Here is a 21,468-nt window from a genome sequence, read left to right as displayed (position 1 = left end):
AGGAACTTCTACCTGCCGCCTCCGGTTGAACCACCGCCGCCGCCGCTTGGTTGCGCGCCGCCTCCAGAATTTCCGGAGGCACCACCGCCACCGCCACCGCCACGGGGACCGCCGCCGCCGCCACGCTGGCCTCCCTGACCCTGACCTTGGCCGCCTTGACCTTGGCCGCCTTGACCTTGGCCCTGACCGCCGCCGTCGCGTCCACCACCGCCTCCACGTCCACCCCGGTCGCCGCCGCCACGCCCACCGCGATCACCGCCACCTTGATTGTTGTTCCCACCACCGCCAGCGTTGTTGTTGTTGCCGCCACCGGTTTGGGTGGAGCTGGAGCTGCTCGTGCTGGGCCGCAGGGCCGCGTTGGCCTCAGTCAGCTTCGTGGTAGGCAGGGCAAAAACGGCGCGCAGGGGCAGGGTGCGATCCTTCAGCAGAAGGTTCATCTCCACCAGTGGCGGCAGATCGGTGTCTTCCCATTCTTCTTCCCAGACGTCTTCATCCTGCTTGTAGAAGCGCCAGTTCAGGCTCACCACGCCGCTGAGCAGAGGCATCCAGTAGCGGCCCTGGTCATCTGGCGCGGCCAGCCCATCGCCAGCGGCCCGGGTGACGCCTGCTGACTGGCCCACCTGGGTGGGGATGATGTCCTCCCGGCTCAGGCCGAGATAATAGAGACGGGTTCCCTGCGGATTGGTTTCTGCGGATTCCGTGGCGGCGTAGTCCGGCCGGATGCCCAGAATGGTGTCTTTGTAGCTCATGGGCGAGTACCCGTAGCTGAAGGCCTCCGGGGCACCGCTGATGGTTAGTTCCTGAATAGGAGGTGTCGCTGTCTCTGTGACTTTCAGGGAGAGGATGGCGGTGACTGGCAGGTTCTGAAACATGTGTCGGCACAGGGCGACGTACCGGTTCACCTCGTCGTTTTCCTGCTGGATCTGCCGGGTGTCCACGGCAGTGCGGACCGAGACACGCACGATGCCAAAGACCATGCCGCTCAGCAGGGCGAGAAGAGTGAGCGCCATGATCATCTCCAGCAGGGTGAACCCACCTGCAGATGCGCGGCTAGTTGCTGCTGGATTGGGTCTGTTTCTTGTAAACATAGATGTCCAGCGCCTCCTCCCGCTGCTCGGCCCCGACGTCATAAGTCACTGCGACCCGCAGGGTGTAGAGGTCGCTGAGCACGGTGCCATTGCGGTCTTTCAAAGTGAGGGGCTCGGCCGCGCTGTTGTAAGTCACGCCCAGGCGTGGATCGGTGTAAACCTGGGTCAGCTCGGACAGGGGCTTGCGCCGGACCTCCTCCAGGAAAGAGCGCAGACCCATGCGGATGTCGTTCTCGCGGTTCAGCACCGAGGACGTCTGGATGGCCATCTGCAACGTGCGGGCCAGGCTCATGACCGCGATGGAGAAGATGATGAGGGAAAGAATGAGCTCCAGCAGCACATAACCGCCGGGCCGACGGCGTGAACCGACGGCGGAGGAGGGGGCGGCGTGCGTCTTCATGGCGGAGATCAGAGTGTGGTGGAAGTCTCCTTCACAATGTCGGCGGTCAGGGCGCTGAAGTCGGCCGTGAAGACGTTGTTCTGCAATTGCAAGGTCACGGTAATAGGGGTGACCATGCCGCTGGGTTGAAAGACCCATAGCTTGACCGCGTCGGCCGCGATGGGCACGGGTTCGGACTCATGCCACTCCCGCACGCTTACCGTCATGCCCTCTGGCATTGGGACGGACTCCACCCAATCTTTAAAGACGAGGGCCGGGGCTGGGGCGGCGTCGCCGGGGTTGAGCGTGGTGGAGGCCACGGGCGACTGGTCGTTGGGCAGCAGGCCGGCTTCCTCCTTTTGTTGAGTCTCGATGGCAGAGCGCTGGATGAACTCCTCAATCTGCGCAGCCTGTAGATAGGGGCTGATGTAGCGGGTGGCTTTGAACCCGGTGCTGGTGAAGGCAATCTGATACGGCCGACGGTCCTTCATGGCCCGCAAGCGGGTCTCTTTGGCCAGCTTGGCCAGGGAGTTGAGCGGTTCGCGGGCCTGGGCGGCTTCACGCAGCCCGTAAACGCTGGGGATGGCGGCGGCCATGAGCAAGGCCAGCAGGGTGAGCACCAGCACCAGTTCCAGCAGCGTGAAGGCCGGGGAGGCACCGGCGCGATCACCCCACCGGATGCCGCTCTTTAATAGAGGGCCTCCAGTGGTCTGGTCGTGCCTGATGATCCGGGGGGACATGCGGGTTTTTTCTGGAAAGGGAGCCGTTGACTTACTTGGCTTCCGCGGCTTTCCAGTTGCCGATGTCGTCGGCCGTGTTCTCCTGGCCGTCTTTGCCCACAGAATACACGTCATAGGGGTCCTTGGACTTCTGGGCGGGGTAGCGGTACTTGTAGGGCTGCTTCCACGGATCACTGGGGATCTCGTTCATGTAGCGGTTCCAGCGTTCAGGCAACGGCGCGGTGGTGGGCTTCTCCGTGAGGGCCATAATGCCCTGCTCCGTGGTGGGGTAGCGGCCTGCGCCGTAGGAGTAGGCGTCCAGCGCGGTGCTGATGGTCTGGATGTCGCCCTTCACGCGATCCGCCTGGGCTCCTTCCACGAGGCCACCGCGATTGAGCACGGTGATGGCCGCGCCCATGATGAGCGCCAGCAAGGTGAGCACGAGCACGAGTTCAATGAGGGTGAAGCCTCTCGCAGATCGGCGGCGGCGGAAAGGGGAGATGGAGGTCGTATTCATGCGGGTGGGTGTAGGTTTGGAGGGGGCGTGGGTTGCGGTTGTGTTGAGGAGAAAGGAAAGGGGATCAGGAATGCGCGCGGACACTGGTCATGGTTTCGAAGATGGCGGTGACGATGGAGATGGCGACGACGCCCACCACCACAAACAGGATGACGAGAACGATGGGTGTGATGAGAGCTGTCACCCGTTTGACCCTGCCATCCAGTTCCTTGTCATAACGGGCGGCAATCTTTTCCAGCGATTTTCCCAGTCGCCCGGTTTGCTCGCCCATGGCGACCATGTCCACCAGCAACACTGGCAGGTGCCCGACCTTCCTCAGTGCGGAGGAGAGAGAGACCCCTTCGCCAATGATGCCAGCTGCCTGATTGAGCAGACCGCGCAGGAAGACATTGGACGTGGACTTCGCGGTGAGCTTGAGCGCGTTGAGCAGGGGAATGCCGTTGTTAACGAGATTCCCCAGAGAGGCGGCGAACTGGGCGTTGAAACGGGCCGTGAGCACAGGGCCGAAGAGGGGGATCTTAAGTTTCGCACGGTCCCACCACATTTTGCCGGACTCCTTTGCGATGTAAGAGCGGAAAAGCAGCACGGAGGAGACAATGACCGCCAGGGCCAGCCACCACCAGTGTTTGACCAGGTCTGAGAAGGTCCCCAGCATCTCCATCACGAAGGGGAGCTTCGTGCGGCTCTTTGAGAGCATGTCCACAAAGCCGGGCAGCAGCACGGTGCTGAACACGATCAGCAGCATGATGAGCGCGCCGAACATGAAGGCGGGGTACACCAGGGCGGCGACCACGCGACTCTGCAGGTCGTGCATCTGGGTGATGCTGGCGGAGAGGCGTCGCAGGATCTGGGGCAGGGAACCTGACACCTCACCGGCGGTGGCGAGGTTGCAATACATCTCATCAAAGCTGGGCGAGGCCTGCAGCAGTGCCTTGGAAAACGTGGCGCCTTCCCGCAACTGCTCGCGGATGCGGCCGCTTACCTTGCGCAGTACGGGAGACTCCTGGCGCTCATGCATCACGCGCAACGCCTGTTCCAGTTGCAGCCCGCCATCCATGAGGTCGGCCAGTTCCTCGGTGAAGAGGATCAACTGGGCCCGCTTCAGCACCGGGGCGGGGGAGTTGTCCTTCGCCTCCTCCTTGGCAGCCTTTGCCGCCGCAGTCGTTTCCTCTGCCACCTTGATCGGCGTCAGCCGCTGCGATTCCAGCTGGCGATAGACCTCCGCCCGGGTCGAGACGGCAAGCGATCCCGTGACCTGTTTGCCAGAGGTGTCGAGAGCAGTGTAGGCGAAAGCGGGCATCAGTCCGGTAAGTGGTGAGTGGTAGGTGGGTAAGTGGTGATGGCGCTAGGCACGATAGGGATTCGGCAGGCAGAAAGAAGAGGCATTCGCCATCATTCGGTTGAGCATCTTTCCAATCGATTTGATGCGGTCGGCAAAGGGCTCGCATTCTTCCAATGCGATATACTGGCAGGTGAATGCGGTACGCAACCAGTGCAAGGTCTCGTTCAACTCCGAGTCAGCATCGGACAGCTTGCTGTAGAAGTGGGCTTCGTAACGGCGCTTTCCCCAAGCCTCCGCAATGCAGGCTCCCACAGAGCGACTGCTGCGACGGATCTGATCCGTCAGAGCATACGTCTCCTCGCGAGGCCAGGCGCGGCTGGCTTTGTAGATGTCGAGCTGCAATGCAAACGCGAGTTTGTAGACTTCCAGATCGCCGAACGATTCTGCAAATCCACCTGCGCGCTTTGATGTCCCTGTTGCTTCCAAGTCCATGAGTATTCCACTGCTTACCGTTTACCTCTCACCACTTACCCCGTTCTTCATCTCCTGTAGTGTTCAATCCGAACTTGCCGTCACCGTCATCACCTCCTCCACGGTCGTGACGCCCTGGATGGCTTTCATGAAGCCGTACTGGCGCATGGGGATCATGCCGTCCTTGAAGGCCTGGGCCTTGAGTTCGGCGATCGGGGCGCGGAGGTTGATCTTCTCGCCCATCTGGGAGGTGACTTCGCAAATCTCCATGATGGCGAGACGGCCCTGGAAACCGGTGCCACGGCACTGGCGGCAGCCTTCAGGACGGCGGAGTTTGTCTGCTTCAGAGAGGGGGAATCCGATGGCTTCGAGGTAGCTCTTCTCAAGCTGGGTGGGCTGCTTGCAGAAGGGGCAGAGCGTGCGCACGAGCCGCTGGGCCTGGAAGGCGCGGACGGACGAGGAAATAAGGAAGGGCTCGATGCCCATGTCCAGCAGACGGCTGATGCCGCCCACGGCATCGTTGGTGTGCAGGGTGGAGAAGACGAGGTGACCTGTGAGTGCTGCGCGGATGGCGATCTCGGTGGTCTCCAAGTCGCGCATTTCCCCCACCATCACGACGTTGGGGTCGCCGCGCAGGATGCTGCGCAGACCCGCGGCAAAGGTGAGGTTGATCTCCGGCTTCACGGCGATCTGGATCACGCCATCCAGCTTGTTTTCCACCGGATCCTCGATGGTGACGATGCGGCGTTCTTTGGTGTTGAGCTGCCGGAGGAAGGTGTAGAGCGTGGTGCTCTTCCCGCTCCCGGTGGGGCCCGTCACGAGGATGATGCCGTTGGGCGAGCCCAGGAGGCGGCGGATGCTGGTCTCGATGTGGGGCGTGAGGCCGAGTTTCTCAAAGTCGAACTTCTGGCGGGTGAGCAGACGAAGGCTCACGCTCTCGCCATTGACGGAGGGGATGGTGGCTACGCGGACGTCGATCGGGTCGCCATCGAGTTCGAGGTTGATACGACCATCCTGGGGCAGCCGGCGCTCGGCGATGTCCAGGTGCGCCATGATCTTGAGGCGCGAGATGAGGGAGGCCTGCAGCAGCCGCATGTTGGGCGGGACCGGGACCTCCTGTAGCTTGCCGTCGATGCGGTAGCGGATTCGCAGGTCGCGCTCCAGGGGCTCCACGTGAATATCAGTCGCTCGTTCCTTTAGCGCCTCGCGGAAGATCTGGTTCACGAAGTTCATGACCGTGGCTTCCTCGTCCGCTTCATCGAGGACGTTCACCTCCTGCTTCATGTCATTCTCGCTGGAGTCGCCATCGCGACCTTCCAGCAGTTCTTCGAAATTCTCCGCCCCCACGCCGTAGCCCTGGTGCAGGGCTTCCAAAATGCGCCTACGGGTGGCCAAGCCCCAGGTGATCCGTTTGCGCACCTCCTGGCCCACGGCCTGTCGGGCATCCAGGTTGAAGGGGTCGTAGGTCAGCAGGGTCAGGTCCGCTCCGCTCAGGTGGGCCGGGTACACCCGGTGGCGCAGGGCCAGCTTGGCTGGGAAGCGGTTGTGGAGATTGTCCGCAGGCTCCAGACTTTCGTCCGAAGTGAACGGCAGGCTCAGCGACCGGCCGAGATGCTCGATAAAGAGGTCTTCATCGACCAGATTAGCATCCAGCAGCGCCTCCACCAGGGAGCCACGACGGGAAACCGCCTCCTCCAGGGTCTGGCGGCAGAGTTGAGACTGGGTGCATCCAGCTTCGGAAGCTGTCTGGGCCAGGAGATCGGTAAGGGAAAAAGACATCGGGACAGAACGCTAAACGCAGCAAGCAGTCAGGAATTGCGAAAAACAGAGCCAGCCAAACAAGCTTCAACTCCCCGGCGCCGAACAGGTTGCGGGGGAATTTGAACTTGATGCTGCGACTCCGGACCGTTAGCCTCCGAATTACATAGGAGCCTGCGATGAAACTCAAGCCTGCACTCGGAGTCGTTCTGGTTTTTGTCGGGGGGGCATTTGTCGGTGGACTATGGGGAATATGGGAGGAGCGTCGCGATTCGGCCGAGGTCCTCTGCAATGCCCGCGCCGCCGCAAAGAATGAGCTGGCCCTTCTGGAGAGAGAGCTTGGGAGGAAGAAGATCCGAAATGCCAACGCGGCTGCCGAGTTGCAACGGCTCAAGCAGCAGTTGCGGCGTGAGCGGGGCTGGGAATCCCGACCCGCTGCGCGGGAGACGCCAGACTAGAAGACACAAGACGTCAGACATGAGTGCTGGCGCATGCTTGGACGCGCCCACTGTGGTCAATCTCAGGGTGCTCGCGCCTGAGCGGGGCTGGGAACCCCCGCCTCGTGTGCCAGGAAACAAGCTACTCGTGACTTGGCGCGGAGTAAAGGAGGCGGGGTCTCCGGCCCCGCGGTCTGTCGAGTGGGCGGAGCTGGAAGGGGATCAAGGGACGGTTATGTCAGAAGACAGGCTTGGCGAGCAGCAGCCCGCTTTCGCGTTCAATCGCGCCCACTTAGTACCCCGTCATATGCGCAATTTGACCATCACGTCTGCGCATATTGTGAAGGTGGATGGATGTTGTTCTTTTGGGTGAAAAACATGGGTAATTCTTGATCAAGTCTGGTGACCTCGGTGAGCTGAGAGTCTTCATATGTGTCTCTGTATCAGTGGAATAATGGATTGGTTGCGCCTCTGGCACGCGCTTTGCCTTAGGACCAGATCCCTCGGAATTTTCCGACTATTTTTAAAGAGATTTCCCTTCTGAAAGTTACGCTTGTATGGACGCATCTTCCTCTTCCCAAATACCTTCCACAGGAACCGGTCCTGCCCCTCAAATCAGGGTGCAGTCATTGACTGGCACGATGGGAGCCTGCGAGTCTGAAACGAGCCCGCCAGCGGTGCCAGGCGCAGCCCAAACTTCCGCAGCCTCGTCCGTACCCGTGCCGATCCAGAAGGTGCAGGTGCAGCATGTGCCCGGACCGGTTTTGCCTCCGCCGGGCTACCCATCCCAACATAAAATGCCCAATCTCCTGGTGTCCTACTGGCGGAAGGTGGGTGGGGGATCGCTGGCACTCAGCCTGCTTATCCATGTCGGGATCCTGGTGATCGCCTACTTCATGGTGCAGACCATTGTGCAGGAGAAGAAGGTGGATTTCCTCCCCGGCGGTGGCAGCAAGGCAGGCCAGGATGCTTCAGCCTCCCTCAATACGCAGGTACAGAAAAAAAAGCAGTCCGCGCTGAACAAGTCCATGCTGGTGAAGCGGGTGGTCACCCAGTCGAACATGGCGGCGATTTCCCTGCCGGATGCCCCGATGGACAGCCTGGACATGCCACAATCGAGCAGCCCCATGGGCGGCGGAATGAGCGGCGGCGGATTTGGTGGCATGGGTTCGGGCGGTGGCTCGGGCAATGGCATCGGCATGGGCAGCGTAAAGGGTTTCACGGGCATGACGTTCTTTGGCCGTACCGGGCAGAGCGACGGTCTGCCGGGTGCCTTCTATGACATGAAGCAGGATCGCGAACGGAAGCCGCTGCCCTACACGGGCTCCTTTCCCGAGTATGCGGCCAACATCAACAAGGCGGCTGACAAGCGTTTCTCGCCCACCTCGCTGAAGGACTATTACAAAGCCAATCAGCAGGTGAGCTTCACTTATCTCCTCGTACCGGCCAACCTTCCCGCAGCGGAAGGGCCGAAGTGCTTCAATGCTGAAAAGGAGGTGGAACCTCGTGGGTGGTTCGTCCACTACAGTGGGATGGTCACACCCCCCAAGGCGGGCCAATGGCGTTTTGTCGGGTTCTTTGATGACCTGCTCATCGTGTACGTCAACAACAAACCGGTGCTGGACGGATCCTGGGTGCCGATGGCAGGTGAGGGGAAAGACCGTGATCCGGACATCCGCCAGGAGTTCAAAGGGCCGTCTATTTCCGGAAGCCGCACAGCCTACTTTGGCAAGTGGGTGAAGATGAACGAGCCCTTCAAACTCGACATCGTGGTCGGCGAAACGCCAGGAGGACTGGTGGGGGGGCTGCTCATGGTGCAGAACAAGGATGAGAAATACGAGGTCCGTGCCGATGGCACACCGATCTTGCCAATATTCACCACCGCCAACCTCGAAATGGCCGACCTCACGCGGCTGAAGAATGACCCCTTCGCGAAACGCGTGCAGATGGCGGCAAATCCTCCGGTGTTTGGCGTCCGCCGCTCTGCCCTGAGCGATGAGAATCCTCGGGGGTTGGGCCTGCTCCCCATGCGTTGATAAAGCATTTTGGCAATGGTTGTGGTCGCCCAGAGAAATGTGTCAGAAGGAACAGCGCTGGAAGTGCTGTTCCTTCTGCATGGCGACAACTCTTGTAAGGAACCTTGTCCTTACAATATGAGCACTGAACCGACTGCCGCCGCGCTTGACGCCGCCGTGCCGCCCGTGAGCGGAAATCCTGCCCCTGCGGCCCCTCCGATGGCGGTGCATGTTGCTCCCCTGGCACCGCAAGGGGGCGCTCCACCCCTCGCCTCCAAAGAACCTAACGCCGTGGTGAAGTACTGGCGAAAAGTGGGCGGGGGATCGCTGGCGCTCAGTCTGCTCATCCACGTGGGAATCCTGGTGGGCGCCTATTTCCTGGTAGAGACGATTGTCCTCGAGAACAAGGTGGACTTCCTGCCCGGCGGCGGCAGCAAGGCGGGTCAGGAGGCCTCCCAGTCCCTCGCCCAACAGGTGCAGCAGAAGAAGCGCACCAACATCAGCAAGATGCTGCCCATGCGCAAGGTGGTAAGTACCAGTGCGAACGCTGCCATAGCTCTACCAGACATGCCTTCGGACAATCTGGAGATGCCGGAGATGAGCAGCCTGATGGGGGGCGGCATGACGGGCAGCGCCGGATTTGGCAGCCAGGGGGCAGGTGGTGGCTTTGGCACGGGCATCGGTACCGGCGGTATGAAGGGGGTCACCTTCTTCGGCATGACCACGCCGCTGGATCGCGTGGTCTTCGTGCTGGATTTCTCCGTCTCCATGAAGAAGAATCAGGTGGAGCTCGTGGTGAATGAAATGGGCAAAACGCTCAAGATGCTGCCCATGCGTTCGCAGTACCAGGTGATCCTCTTCGCGGGCGGTGCCCGGTTTGCGGACCGCAACTGGAAGGTGGAGCAGCCGAGCACGTTCGAGCGCATCATGGTGCATCGGGGCAAACAGAAGTATCGCTTCTTTTCTCCCACCAAGTCGCATACAGACTACGCCTTCGATGGATCCGACAACGAGCTGCCCAAGGATGACTGGTTGACCTCCAACGCTGTGAATGTGGGGCGTACGATGGAGGAGCTCGACAAGAAGGAAACCTGGGGCGGCACGGACTGGCGCTGGGCCTTTAAAACGGCACTAAACATGAGCCCGCCGCCGAAGGTCGTTTACTTCATGACGGACGGACTGGGCGGCTCCAATGTGGAGCTCATTCTGGACTACAACAAGAGGAAGGCCAAGGCCACGCTCAACACCTTCCTCATGCACACTAGTGCGGGGGCACCGCTCATGAAAGAGATCGCTGACAAAACCGGCGGACGGTTCACCATCGTGAAGAACGATGGTGCCACCATCCCCGGGGACATGTACTTCGCCAACAAGGCCAAGTATGACAAGGAGCTGAAGGAGTAGCGATCCTCCTTCGGCTTTGACTATTTCATCGCACCATGGATTTACAGAACTCACCCTCGCCAGCCTCCCGGCCCGTCAAGATTCAAAGCCTTTCTGGAACCGCCTCCGGCATCGTCGCGGAGTCAGTTGCCCCCTCAGCCACGGTCCGGTCTGCCGCTCTTGTGCCGCAAGTTCCTCAGCCGGTGGTGGTGACCGCTCCGGCGGGCCCAGTTCACTACCATGGTGCCAGTCATATCGCCGCGGCCAAGCAGCCCAATGTGGTCGTTCGGTACTGGCGCAAGGTGGGTGGTGGATCATTGGCGCTCAGTCTGCTGATCCACGTGGGCATTCTCGTGGGGGCTTACTTCATGGTGCAGACCATCGTGCAGGAGAATAAGGTGGACTTTCTGCCGGGGGGCGGCAGCAAGGCGGGCCAGGAAGCCTCGAATGCCCTGAGCCAGCAGGTGCAGCAGAAGAAGCGCTCCACGTTGAACAAGTCGATGCCCGTGCGGCGGATTGTTTCCCAGAATGCCAATGCGGCCATCTCGCTGCCAGACGCCCCGGCGGACAGTCTCTCCTTGCCAGACACCAGCAGCCTCATGGGTGGCATGGCAGGCAGTGGTGGCTTTGGCAAAAGCGGGGCCGGCGGCGGCTTCGGCACCGGGCAGGGCATTGGCGGTGTCAGCGGGTTCGCGCCTGTCACCTTCTTCGGCAAGCGGGGTGGGGACGGCCTGGCGGGCACGCTTTACGACCTGAAGCAGGACGGCGACCGCAAGCCCATTGACTACAACCCGAACAACTACGCGGCCATCGTCGCCAAGGCGGCCGAGAAGAAGTTCGCTCCTGCAGCGATGAAGGAGTACTACCACGCCAGCCAGCAGATGAGCTTCACCTTCCTGACGGTGCCTTACATGGCGGCCGAGGAAGGGCCCAAGGCCTTCAACGTGGAAAAAGAAGTGCAGCCCCGCGGCTGGTATGTGCACTACACCGGGGTGATCAATCCACCAACGAATGGCGAGTGGCGCTTCGTCGGGAACTTTGACGACGCCCTGGTGGTTTACATCAACAACAAGTGTGTGTTCGACGGTTCGTGGTTGAACATCGGCAATCACGGTGTGCAGACTCCTGATCCCGAGATCAAGCAAGCCTTCGGTGGCCCGCCTGTTTTGACCGGGACCCAGCGCTGCTATGCCGGGAAATGGGTGCGCTTCACCGGACCCGCCAAGATTGACATTGTGGTGGGCGAACGCCCCGGTGGCCGCGTGGGCGGCTTGCTGCTCGTGCAGAGCAAGAAGGGCAAGTATCGTGAACGCCCGGATGGCAGCCCCATTTTGCCCGTCTTTACCACGACCAAGCCAGATGTGGGCGACATTGAGCGCATGAAGCAGTTCATCAACACCAAGCCCGAATTTGAGCTGGAACTGGAGAACATCCCCGTGTTCGAAGTGAAGAAGTCCATGATGGACGAGTCGCCGCTGGACCGCATGCGCGCGGGAGGGCGGTGATTCGGTAAATCAGTAATTCGGTAGGAAAGTGATTCAGTGGAGCGGTGATGACGTCATTTTGTGGAGGGTTGTCATCACTGCTTGCCATGTCACTGGGCGCACTGACGGCGCAAACGCGGATCTCCAACCCCGGTGCGGTCCCCAGCCAGGTTGGGGGCGGAGGAAGGTACGTGATCGTACGGATTGTCGTTGCCAACGCCTGCTGCGTCTGGAGTAGCGCGTCCTGACCGCATAAATGCCAATGCCATCAGGGAAAAGTGATGGCACCGCTGTTTTGACTTTCAATGGGTTTCAGAATTGGATCGGCGTCAGGCTGGCGCATTGAGGTTCCAGTTGGTGAGATCACAGGTTCAAAAGGACCGAAGGTCCGGCCTCATTGCAGCCTTGGGCATCGCCCAAGGTTTGCAGATCAAAGACTCATTGAGGGCTGAAGGCCCGACCTCATCAAACCTGCCCACGACAAACATCCCTGAATGAACCGGGCCTACAGCCCTGAGCATCTCTATTCCCCAATGACCTTGGGCGTTGCCCAAGGCTGGAATTATTCCGGGCTTTCAGCCCTCAACTTGCACCCCCTGGGAGGTGCCACGATGAAGCGACTTATTTCCCTGATGGCATTGGCATAAACGCGGAACTCCAACCCCGGTGTGGGACGTGGCGCGAGGTCCGGCTGTCTTCAGATGAGTTGGCTCATGAACCCGGAGGGTTCGCCATGCGTAGCCATGGGTGAAGCGAGCGTAGCGAGTGCAACCCATGGTATGTAGAGCGAGAGCTTCTACCGCGGAGCGGTAGGCCCCTCGGGTCGCCCTGCGGCAGACGCCCGCCACGTCCTCGAGGTGCCTCCAGGTTTGCTGACTTGCTGACCCACCGGATTACCGAGTCGCCGAACTCAATGCCCTGAGGTGAACTTCAGCCCGACCATGCCCACCACGATGAGCATCCCGAACAGACAACGCGTCAGGGTCAGCGGTTCGTGGAATAGCACGATGCCAGCGATGATGGCCCCCACGGCACCAATGCCTGTCCAGATGGCGTAGGCGGTGCCCAGGGGTAGGGTGCGTACCGCATTGCCCAACAAGGCAAAACTGATGATCAAGGCTGCTCCCGTCCAAAGGGAGGGGCCAAGCTTGGTGAAGCCCTGGCTGTATTTCAGGCCAATGGTCCAGGCAACCTCAAAGATGCCTGCCAACAGAAGGATGATCCATGCCATAAGAGGTACGAAGTGTGTGCAAGTGCTTTTTCCAGGCCGTCCTGGAGGTAAGAGTTGCTACACGAGGTCGTCCTCATGAGAAACCGGTGTCGCCGGATATTGAGGCTACGGGGAGGGGGCGGGAATAGATGCATAGCGGCTGCATTTTATTTTCTGCGTTCTGCCGCCGCGGCGCTTCGGGACGTATCCAGACACATCCTCAAACTGGCATCGCTCTGTCTCCCCACCTATGTCCGAAACGCAAGACCCTCATTCGCTGGATCTCGACGCCTACTTTGCCCGCATCGGCTACATCGGCCCGCGTGAGGCCAGCTTACCGACCCTGAGTCAGATTGTCCTGGGCCATGCCCAAGCCATCCCGTTTGAGAATTTGGATGTGATCTCAGGCCGTGGCGTCTCGCTCGATCTGGCTTCCGTGCAGCAAAAGCTCGTTCAGTCACGGCGGGGAGGCTATTGTTTTGAGCAGAACGGGTTGTTGTTGCAGGTGCTGCTCGCCATGGGGTTTGACGCCCAGCCCATCAGTGCGCGGGTGCGCATTGGCCGGACCCGCGAGATGACTCCGCCCCGCACGCATTTGTTTGTGCGCGTTGAGATCGAAGGGGAATCATGGCTGGCCGATGTCGGGGTGGGTGGCTTGAGCGCCACCACCGCCCTTCGGTTGGAACTCAACGTTCCGCAAAGAACGCCACACGAGACGCGGCGGATCATCCACGAAAATGGCGTGTATTATCATCAGGCGCTATTGGGGGATGACTGGACGGATGTCTCCGAGTTCACCCTGGAAGTCATGCCACCGATTGATCGCGAAGTGGCCAATTGGTACACCAGCATGCACCCCCAGTCGCATTTCCGGGATCGGTTGATGGTAGCGAGGGCGGCATCCGAGGGGCGACGGATGACGATGCTGAACACCGAGTTCTCCGTGCGTGATGCAGAGGGGAAGGCGATGAAGCGGGAAGTGCAGACAAAATCAGAACTCCTTGCTGTGTTGGAGGAGTCGTTCGGCTTGAGGCTCGATCCGGAGGTGCGGTTCAATGTGCCGGCGTTGGCGGGGTTGGCGTAGGAATGGTGGGGTTGGAGGCTAACTTTGCGGTTGGCGACACCATGGGTTATGCGTCCTGACCGCTTAAAAGCGGAACTCCAACCCTGCGATTGGGAGCGGAGGGTGAGAACGCCGTCGTGCGTCTCCCGAACCCAGGCGTTGCTAAAACTTCAAGCCCTCTTCCAAACACACCGCATTCTTCCTGCGCAAGGCCGCATTCTCCGCCACAAAGCTCAGCATGCCTTTGAGAGCGGGGTTCGTGTTTTCCGGATTCCAAACGACAGACACTGGCATTGACAACTGCCTGATCGGTACAAACTTGGTTTCGGGAAACGCACACTGCTGAGTGCCAAGAATCGTCAGTGACACTCCCTTGCCGATGGCCACCAGCACGGGGCAACTCTCCCAGTCGTTTTTCACATACACCTTGGGCTTGATGCCGCTTTGGCGGAAAAGCAGATGAACGGTATCGTGAAAGCGATCATTGTCCCTGCGGGGATGGAGGATGATCGTCTCGCCTCCTAGCTCAGAAAGCTCGACCTGTTTCCTGCGCGCGAACGAGTGCTGCTTGGGCAGGAGCACGCCGAGTGCCTCGTCGTGCACCGTGTCGGACGCCAGGTCCTCCTCGTCCACACTGCCTTCCACAAACCCGACGTCGAATCGCCCTTGTCGCAGCCCGGCAAAGAGGCGTTGTCGTGTCTCCTGGTGGAGTTGGATCACTACCTTTGGGAACCGCTCTTGAAACGCTCCCATGATCTTCGGCAGGCTGGCCAGGAAGACGGTGGTGGAGAAGGCCACGGAGAGCTCGCCACCCTTGATGCGGCTGATGGCGCGAACCTCGTGCTCCAGCTTTTCCGCTCGCGCGATGATTTCGCGTCCTTCCTTGAGCAGGAAGACACCAGTGCCGGTGAGTTTCACCTGACGCGTGGTCCGCTCGAAAAGCTTGGCACCCAGGTCGTCCTCCAGGCCGGCAATAAGCCGGGTGAGGGGAGGTTGCGTCATGCCGAGGATCTCGGCGCTACGCCGGAAGTTGAGCTCTTCGGCCACCACCACAAAGGCTCTGAGCTTGGAGAGGTCCATATCGTATTGATGCAGTTTGGGTATCAAAATGTCAAGCCCATTGGCAATTCTCCTCGTCCGAACCAGCAAGTAAGCTGGGGCATCAGTCCGCCTTCCTTTCCACCCATGCCAGCCCTGAATCGACGCCAAGTCCTCAGGGCCACAGTGCTCGTCATTGGGGTGCTTTTCAGAAGCCCGCTTGCAATCGTGGGGGCGAAGGGGGCTCAATCCCATATTATGATGAAATACGACCACGATGTCTTGATCGTCGGCGGCGGTCCTGCGGGGCTGAGCGCTGGCATGACCCTGGGCCGCATGCTGCGGTCTGCCTTGATTTGTGATGATCAACGTCCCAGAAACGCCCCCTCAGCGCACCTGAACAACTTTCCCACCCGTGACGGCATCCATCCGGCGGAGTGGAGAAAGGAGGCCCGCAGGAATCTGGAGAAGTATTCCACGATCCAAACTGTCGATGCCAGGGTGCTGTCAATCGAGCGGACAGATGAGGGAGGCTTCATCGCGGAGCTTTCCACAGGTGACCGCAAAACGTTTCGGAGAGTGATCCTCGCCGATGGCCTGCAGGATCGGCTTCCAGACGCCCCAGGCTTCAAGGAGCTGTGGGGAAAGTCGGTGTTTCACTGCCCGTTCTGCCACGGCTATGAAGCCAGGGGACTGGCACTGGGAACGGTGGCCAATGGGGCTATGGCGGCGCATGCGCTGCCCATGCACTTTGGTCTGACCCAGGATCTGGTGCTCTTCACCAACGGCCCGGCGGATCTGCCGGCGGAGCTCCGGGAAGCCATGGTTCACCGCAAGGTTGAGCTGGTGGAAACGCGTATCCAAGCCTTGTTGCATGAGGAAACGGTTCTGAAGGCTGTGGCGCTGGAGGATGGTCGCATCATCAAGCGCGATGCGCTTTTTGCGGCCCCCATGCTGCCGTTTGAGACCAAGTCCAGCTTGGGCGAAATGCTGGGTTGCGAGAAGACCGAGTTGGGTTTGTTCAAGGTGAACGAGATGAACGAAACCACGGTGAAAGGCGTGTACGCGGCAGGGGACAATATGACCCGGCAGCATTCTGTGCTTCATGCCAGCGGTCACGGTGTGACGGCCGGGGCCGGGATCGTGTCTGATATGCTTTACGGGGAGTTTATGCGGTAGAAACAGGTGCTCGTCTTGAGATGGCAACCGGTAGAAGGTGTAGTTTCCTATGGCGCAAATGCATTCGTGGCTGCGTTTGTAAAAACGCAGTCATTGGTGTGGCTTGAGCGTGTGGGGGTAAGATGGCCGCGCAAGGTTGCTTGGAGGCATCCGCATTCTCACAAGTGCAGCTACGAGCGCCTCGTTTGCTGGCGATCTCCGGTACAGCGTCACCTCATGTCTTCCAGTCTTGTGTCTGGCGCGAAGCGGCCTACAACTGACTTTCAATCGGCAACAGCGCCACGGTGCGGATAAACAGACGCTTGCTCCACGTGGTGGCAGGTTCGTCCAGATAACGCATGTCTTTGCCGTTCTCCAGCGTCACCCACACGAGCCGGTTGCCTTCCAGTTGCAGCTTGTACGAGTCCGTTTTTAGGTGGTCATTGATGGCCTGGGCCATGCGGGTGCCGAGTTCCTGATTTTCAAACACCATGCCGAGCTCGGTGTTGAGGCTGAGCGAACGGGGATGGAAGTTGAGGGACCCAATGAAGGCGCGATGGCGGTCGGCCACAAAGGTTTTGGCGTGCAGGCTGGCACCGGAGGATCCCCTGAGTCCGGCGCGACGAGCTCCAGTGGGCGAGCGGGAGATCAGTGAGGCGTTGGGCTTGGCCTCGTGCAGCTCCACTCCCATGCGCAAAAGCGGTTTGCGGTACCTGGCGTACCCGCAATGGACCCAGGGCACCTCCGTGGAGGATAGGGAGTTGGTAAACACCACCACTCGAATACCCCGTTGACGCAGCTTCTTGAGGTGCCTCATGCCGTCCTTGCCTGGGATGAATAGGCGGAGACGATGAAGAGTTCCTTCTGCGTCTTGTCCGCGAGGGGAATGAGTTGGGGCATCAGATGCGGGGTGCTGGTGCGGGCCCAGACATCGGCTTTTGTACCTCCCGCCGCACATGCCGGGTCAGAGTATTGTCTCCCTTCCCTGTGCGGCTTGGCGCGGCATTCTCCAGCGGCTCCCCCCCCTGGGGATGCTGCTCGCGGGAGGCTTGGCAGTGCGGCAGGCTGTCCCCAGGCAGAGCATCAGGAGGCACAGAGCAAGAGGGGGAGGTCAAGGTCTGGCAGGCGGGCCATAGGGAGGCGTGCGGAAAGTTGGGGTAGGTGGCGATTTTGACAAGGAGAGTATCCCGCGGGTTGCGCAAAGGGCGGTTCCTGGGCGAGATTCCAGAAGGGCTCCTCGCGGGTTCTCTGCGCTCATTTCGCCCGCCAAATCCGTAAACAAGACAACTGTGAGTGAGAACACCTTTGCCGAATCCCAAGTGCGCCGCATAGCGCCCTGCTCTCGCTGGCGGATCTGGCTGAAGCGGGTGTTGTTGGGCATTACGGCTCTCGTGCTGCTGGTGGTAATTTTTCACCGTCCCCTTCTGAGGTGGGGGGTGGATTGGGGGGCGCACCACTTTGCAGGGAAGGCCGGCTATCAATTGGACTGGCAGTTGGACGGCCCGGTGATCACCGGCTTCAAGCTGGGCGATGTCCGCGTCGTGGGACCTCAAGGGGCGGTGCTGCAGTCTATTGAGCTCAAAAACGCGGGTGCGGAGTACAACCTCGTGAAGCTGTTGTCGCGGGGGGGAGGGCGGTTTGTCGATCGCTTTGAAATTTCAGATGCGGTGGTGGTGCTGGATCTGCGCAACCAGAAACCCCGGACGGAGCCTCTGCCATCCACCCAAAGGAAAAGCCTCCCTGATGTCTGGCTGGATGATCTGGCCCTGCGCAATGTCACGGTGCGGGCCATCACGCAGGACGGGGAGATTCTGCTGAAAAATCTCACCCTCGTGCTCAAGCAGGGGCAGACCGGGGAACTGCGGATTGAGGAGTTGGTTGTTCCTCAGAGGAGCCTGCATATCGAGCAGGTGCGGGGCAACACTGCCCTGCAGGATCGCTGGATCCGGCTGCAGGACTTGCAGGTGATGCCAGACCTCACCATCCAGAAACTGGCGGTCAACCTCTCCCAACTAAGGGAAGGGGATCTGCCTCTGGAACTGGAGCTTTCCTCAGGTACCAGCCGCCTCCAGACCAAGGGCAGCCTGAAAGGGGTGGGCCGGGAGAATCTCTCTCTGGATCTGGACCTGACGGTGGACCAACTGGAAGACGGGGAGCTGCGCCGGTGGGTGGCTTTGCCCGTGGGGATGACCTGGCAGGTGAATCGGCTGGCTGGGCATGTCTCCGGTCTTCCTGGAGAGCCTCATTCTCTGACGGCAGACCTGGCGCTGCACGCCACCTCCTTCATCACTGGACAGGATGGCTTCAAGGTGGATGATCTCAACACGCGTCTCACCATGAAGTCGGGTCGGCTTGAGATTCATGATGCTGTCATCAAAGCGGGGCGGAACCTGCTCAAACTTTCGGGACAGGCTGATTTACCTCCCTCATGGCGGCAGACATCGAGCAGTCCCGCAACGGTGAAGTTTGAGCTGGACGCGCAAGCACTGGAGGAACTGATACCCGGACACCCGATGTTGAAGGGTGGCGTCAAAGGCGGAGGCACTGTCTCCGTGAAAGATGCCCTTCTGGCCGGGGCGGATCTCAAGCTGGGCAGCAGTGACCTCGCGATCGCGCAATACTCCTTTAGCGATTTCCAAGTCAATGTCTCCACCGATGCGAAGATGGTCACGGTTCATGAAATTCGCGCCAACCTGAATGAGCAGACGAGCGCGGTCGTGGCCGGACAGGTGAATCTGGAGGGGCGCCAGCAAGCCGCGCTGAAGGTCACACTGCGGGGCGAAGACCTTAACACCCTGTCTGATCTCAAGCAGTGGCTGAACATTTACCCACCCGCCGCCGGGGCGCTGGATGGAGCCGTGGACGTCCGTTTTGAGGTCGCTGACCTGCGGGAGAAGAACTTCAGCCAGGTGCAGGCTACAGGCACGGTGGCACTCTCCGATCTGAAGTGGAACCAGGGCTCCCTGGAGAAGGGGACGGCAAACTTTGAGTTCAAGGAAAACAAGGTGCTGGTCCATGCGCTGGATCTCGTCTTCGACAGCCAGAACACCTTGTCTCTCACTGCGGACCTGGGCCTGGACGAGCCTCGGCCATTGAACATCGCATGGAAGGCGGAATTCGCCCAGATCTCCGTGATTACAAGCTGGCTCCAGACGGAGTCGGTGGATGCGCTGCCCCCGCCGCAGGCCGGGGTGCTGTTGACCGAGGGGTGGGCCAGTGTCAGTCTCGCAGATCTGAAGGCTCGGGAGCTCAGCCGTCTGGCGGCTTCCGCGACCTTTAATTTGAAGGAGGTGCAGTGGCTCAATGCCGCGCTGGCAGAGGCCAGAGTGGACATGGAGGTGCAGCAGGGATGGCTCTCGGCGAAGAAGCTGGACGTCCAGTTCGATGAAAAAAACAAGGTGCACGGCGTGGCCTCCGTGGAGCTGGCCCAACCGAATGCTTTCACCGCCGATCTGAAAGGGGGACTCACGGACCTGCCCGGTCTTTCCGGCTGGCTGGAGCTGTTCAAAGGGCCCGCCATCAACAGCGGGGCCGTGGCTCTGGATTGGTCAGGTTCAGGGAAACTTAAACCCCTGGAGGTGAAGGGCAACGGCGTGGTGCGGGTCCAGGACTTTGCCCTGGCGGGCAATCCCAATCATTACAATCTGGACCTGGAGACACGGCATGCGGGACGCACGGCGGAACTCACCCGTCTCTCCGCCCAGTTTGGGAAGTTTCGGCTGGAGGCGGCGGGATTGGTCTCAGACACCGATCTGAAGCTCACCGAACTGTCTGTGGAATCGGGGGCGCTTACCCTGGTCTCAGGCCGGGTATCCGTACCGCTGGCGCTCGGGGCCAGCCCGCGACCCAAGATCCCAGTTGACCGCGCCCGGCCCGTGGATGTGGCTCTCGAGATGAAGGACCTGCGGTTTGAGGAGCTCTTTGCCGCACTGGGCATGAAGTCGCCGCTGGTCAGCGGGACCGTGGCGGGAAAAGTGGAGCTAAAGGGGCTGCTGGCCGAGCTCACGGGAGATGTGGATGTAAAGGTGAAGGGCCTGGCGTCTGCAGCGGTCAAAGGCAAGCTGGAGCCCGCCAGCGTGCATCTGCAAGGCAAGCTGGTGCCGGGCAGACTGACGGTGGAGGCTGAGGCGGTGCAACGGCCTCTGAAGCCGATGGTGATCAAAGCTTCCCTTCCGTTGGAGCTGGAGAAGGTGCTGGCCGAGCCCGCCATTCTACAGGACGCCCCCTTGCAGGCAGAGCTGAGCCTGCCAGAGTCGGACTTGGGTTTTTTGGCCAGCGTGGTGCCCACCATTCAGCGTGTACAGGGCACGGTGGGGGTGGACGTGAAGCTGGAGGGACCTCTGCGGAGGCCCAGTTGGCAGGGCAGACTGCGGCTGAACGTGCCCTCGGCCGAGCTCGCCAAGGGGCAGATGAGTGTGAGGGATGTGCGGGCGAATCTCTCCTTTGTGGAAAAGAAAATCACGATCGAGGATGCCTCAGCAATCCTCGCCGGCGGGGAGATAAGTGCTGCGGGAGGTGTGAATGTGGAGGACCTCGCCAAGCCGGAAATCAACGTGAACGTGATGGCGCGGCAGGCGCTCATCCTGCGGGATGATACGATGAGCCTGCGTGCCGATGGCAACCTGGCCATTCGGGGGCCGCTGGATGGGGCGTCTGTCTCCGGCCGGGTCGAACTGGTGCGTGGACGTGTCTTCAAGGAGATCGAGTTCTTGCCCCTGTCCCTGCCAGATCAACTGCCGCCGCCTCCGCCGCCCGTGAAGCGCAGTACAAGCAAACCGGCCGCACCTCCGCCGTTCGACAAATGGAAGCTGGACGTGAAGGTGGTGACTCGTGACCCCGTGCGTCTGCTGGGCAATGTGCTCAACGGCGCTCTCGTGGTGGACCTTCATGTGGGCGGTACGGGCGGCAGCCCGGAGGTGACGGGCCGCTCCACACTGGAGAACGCCAGAGTGCAGCTTCCCTTCAGCCGGTTGAACATCACGCGGGGAAACGTCCTCTTTACCAAGGATCGCCCGCTGGACCCAGAGCTGGATCTCCAAGGGGACTCAGTGGTGGGAAATTACGTGGTCACGCTCTTTGCCTACGGCCCGGCCCTGAAGCCCAAGGTGAGGTTTACCTCGAACCCGCCCTTGTCAGAGGGGGAGATTGCCACGCTGCTGGCCACCGGTTCAACCGCCGGGGACCTCACCTCGTCCGAGGGCGTGGCGGCAAATCGTGCCGCGTTTCTTTTGCTGAGTCAGACATATCGCAAGCTTTTCCGTAAAGCGTCCCCCCGTCGGATCAATGCGGATCCACCCAAACTGAGTTTCAGTTTCTCCCCCATCAGCACGGGCAATACGCAGCGCGCGGTGACGGCCACCTATGAGATCAGCCCCAGGCTCCAGGCTATCGGCGAGGTGGGCGAGCGGGGGACCTTCCGCGGGCTGCTCCACTACTTGGTGAGGTTTAGGTAGCTTTGAAGGCGGG

At 60.6% G+C, this 21,468-nt stretch carries 17 protein-coding genes; 7 read left to right on the top strand and 10 right to left on the bottom strand.

Features of this window, described 5'->3' with window-relative positions; genetic code table 11:
- Positions 1-8 precede the first annotated feature (8 nt).
- The 7 genes from VSP_RS43625 to VSP_RS18350 form a co-directional block, all read right to left on the bottom strand.
- Positions 9-1,088, bottom strand: a complete 1,080-nt coding sequence (locus tag VSP_RS43625; RefSeq protein WP_269724120.1) for a PulJ/GspJ family protein — start codon at positions 1,086-1,088, stop codon at positions 9-11.
- Entirely contained in the window at positions 1,051-1,488 is a 438-nt protein-coding gene (locus VSP_RS18375) for a hypothetical protein (protein WP_009962531.1), read from the bottom strand. Before VSP_RS18375 ends, VSP_RS43625 begins: the two co-directional genes overlap by 38 nt.
- Before the next feature lie 8 nt (positions 1,489-1,496).
- Complete coding sequence (locus VSP_RS36115) at positions 1,497-2,207, bottom strand: hypothetical protein (protein ID WP_009962530.1); 711 nt, start codon at positions 2,205-2,207, stop codon at positions 1,497-1,499.
- 31 nt (positions 2,208-2,238) lie between these two features.
- Positions 2,239-2,703, bottom strand: a complete 465-nt coding sequence (gspG, locus tag VSP_RS18365; RefSeq protein ID WP_029190559.1) for a type II secretion system major pseudopilin GspG — start codon at positions 2,701-2,703, stop codon at positions 2,239-2,241.
- Between the two features lie 64 nt (positions 2,704-2,767).
- A complete protein-coding gene (locus VSP_RS18360; protein WP_009962527.1) occupies positions 2,768-4,003 on the bottom strand; it encodes a type II secretion system F family protein in 1,236 nt (411 codons plus the stop codon).
- A gap of 45 nt (positions 4,004-4,048) precedes the next feature.
- Entirely contained in the window at positions 4,049-4,477 is a 429-nt protein-coding gene (locus VSP_RS18355) for a four helix bundle protein (protein WP_009962526.1), read from the bottom strand.
- A gap of 63 nt (positions 4,478-4,540) precedes the next feature.
- Positions 4,541-6,235 carry a GspE/PulE family protein gene (locus VSP_RS18350; protein WP_009962525.1) on the bottom strand — a complete coding sequence of 565 codons (1,695 nt, stop codon included), beginning with the start codon at positions 6,233-6,235 and terminating at the stop codon, positions 4,541-4,543.
- A 158-nt stretch (positions 6,236-6,393) separates the two neighbouring features.
- Between VSP_RS18350 and VSP_RS18345 the strand changes: the two genes are divergently transcribed.
- The 4 genes from VSP_RS18345 to VSP_RS18330 all read left to right on the top strand — a co-directional run bounded on the left by VSP_RS18345 (position 6,394) and on the right by VSP_RS18330 (position 11,554).
- Positions 6,394-6,672: a hypothetical protein gene (locus VSP_RS18345; protein ID WP_009962524.1), complete on the top strand. Its 279-nt coding sequence runs from the start codon at positions 6,394-6,396 to the stop codon at positions 6,670-6,672.
- A gap of 776 nt (positions 6,673-7,448) precedes the next feature.
- Positions 7,449-8,687 (top strand): hypothetical protein, encoded by a 1,239-nt coding sequence (locus tag VSP_RS18340; protein ID WP_009962522.1) that lies wholly within the window; start codon positions 7,449-7,451, stop codon positions 8,685-8,687.
- A 117-nt stretch (positions 8,688-8,804) separates the two neighbouring features.
- The gene (locus VSP_RS18335; RefSeq protein WP_232289493.1) at positions 8,805-10,070 is read left to right on the top strand and encodes a vWA domain-containing protein; all 1,266 of its coding nucleotides are present in this window, start codon (positions 8,805-8,807) and stop codon (positions 10,068-10,070) included.
- Between the two features lie 35 nt (positions 10,071-10,105).
- A complete protein-coding gene (locus VSP_RS18330) occupies positions 10,106-11,554 on the top strand; it encodes a hypothetical protein (RefSeq protein ID WP_009962520.1) in 1,449 nt (482 codons plus the stop codon).
- Positions 11,555-12,443: 889 nt separating this feature from the next.
- On the opposite strand, the gene VSP_RS18325 is transcribed toward VSP_RS18330, so the two are convergent.
- Complete coding sequence (locus VSP_RS18325) at positions 12,444-12,764, bottom strand: DMT family transporter (protein ID WP_009962518.1); 321 nt, start codon at positions 12,762-12,764, stop codon at positions 12,444-12,446.
- Between the two features lie 229 nt (positions 12,765-12,993).
- Here VSP_RS18325 and VSP_RS18320 point away from each other — a divergent pair, with 229 nt between their 5' ends.
- Positions 12,994-13,827 carry an arylamine N-acetyltransferase family protein gene (locus VSP_RS18320; RefSeq protein WP_009962517.1) on the top strand — a complete coding sequence of 278 codons (834 nt, stop codon included), beginning with the start codon at positions 12,994-12,996 and terminating at the stop codon, positions 13,825-13,827.
- A gap of 141 nt (positions 13,828-13,968) precedes the next feature.
- On the opposite strand, the gene VSP_RS18315 is transcribed toward VSP_RS18320, so the two are convergent.
- Positions 13,969-14,886, bottom strand: a complete 918-nt coding sequence (locus tag VSP_RS18315) for a LysR family transcriptional regulator (protein WP_009962516.1) — start codon at positions 14,884-14,886, stop codon at positions 13,969-13,971.
- Positions 14,887-15,102: 216 nt separating this feature from the next.
- On the opposite strand from VSP_RS18315, the gene VSP_RS18310 reads away from it, so the two are divergent.
- Positions 15,103-16,023: an NAD(P)/FAD-dependent oxidoreductase gene (locus VSP_RS18310; protein ID WP_198141184.1), complete on the top strand. Its 921-nt coding sequence runs from the start codon at positions 15,103-15,105 to the stop codon at positions 16,021-16,023.
- A 250-nt stretch (positions 16,024-16,273) separates the two neighbouring features.
- On the opposite strand, the gene VSP_RS18305 is transcribed toward VSP_RS18310, so the two are convergent.
- Positions 16,274-16,960: a phospholipase D-like domain-containing protein gene (locus tag VSP_RS18305; protein WP_081452594.1), complete on the bottom strand. Its 687-nt coding sequence runs from the start codon at positions 16,958-16,960 to the stop codon at positions 16,274-16,276.
- Positions 16,961-17,291: 331 nt separating this feature from the next.
- Between VSP_RS18305 and VSP_RS18300 the strand changes: the two genes are divergently transcribed.
- Positions 17,292-21,455: a translocation/assembly module TamB domain-containing protein gene (locus VSP_RS18300; RefSeq protein WP_009962512.1), complete on the top strand. Its 4,164-nt coding sequence runs from the start codon at positions 17,292-17,294 to the stop codon at positions 21,453-21,455.
- The last annotated feature ends 13 nt before the right edge of the window (positions 21,456-21,468 follow it).

The organism is Verrucomicrobium spinosum DSM 4136 = JCM 18804 (assembly GCF_000172155.1).
GTDB classification, from domain to species: Bacteria; Verrucomicrobiota; Verrucomicrobiia; order Verrucomicrobiales; family Verrucomicrobiaceae; genus Verrucomicrobium; species Verrucomicrobium spinosum.
Note: the sequence above shows the minus strand (reverse complement) of the source record. Positions and strands in the feature narration are given on the sequence as shown.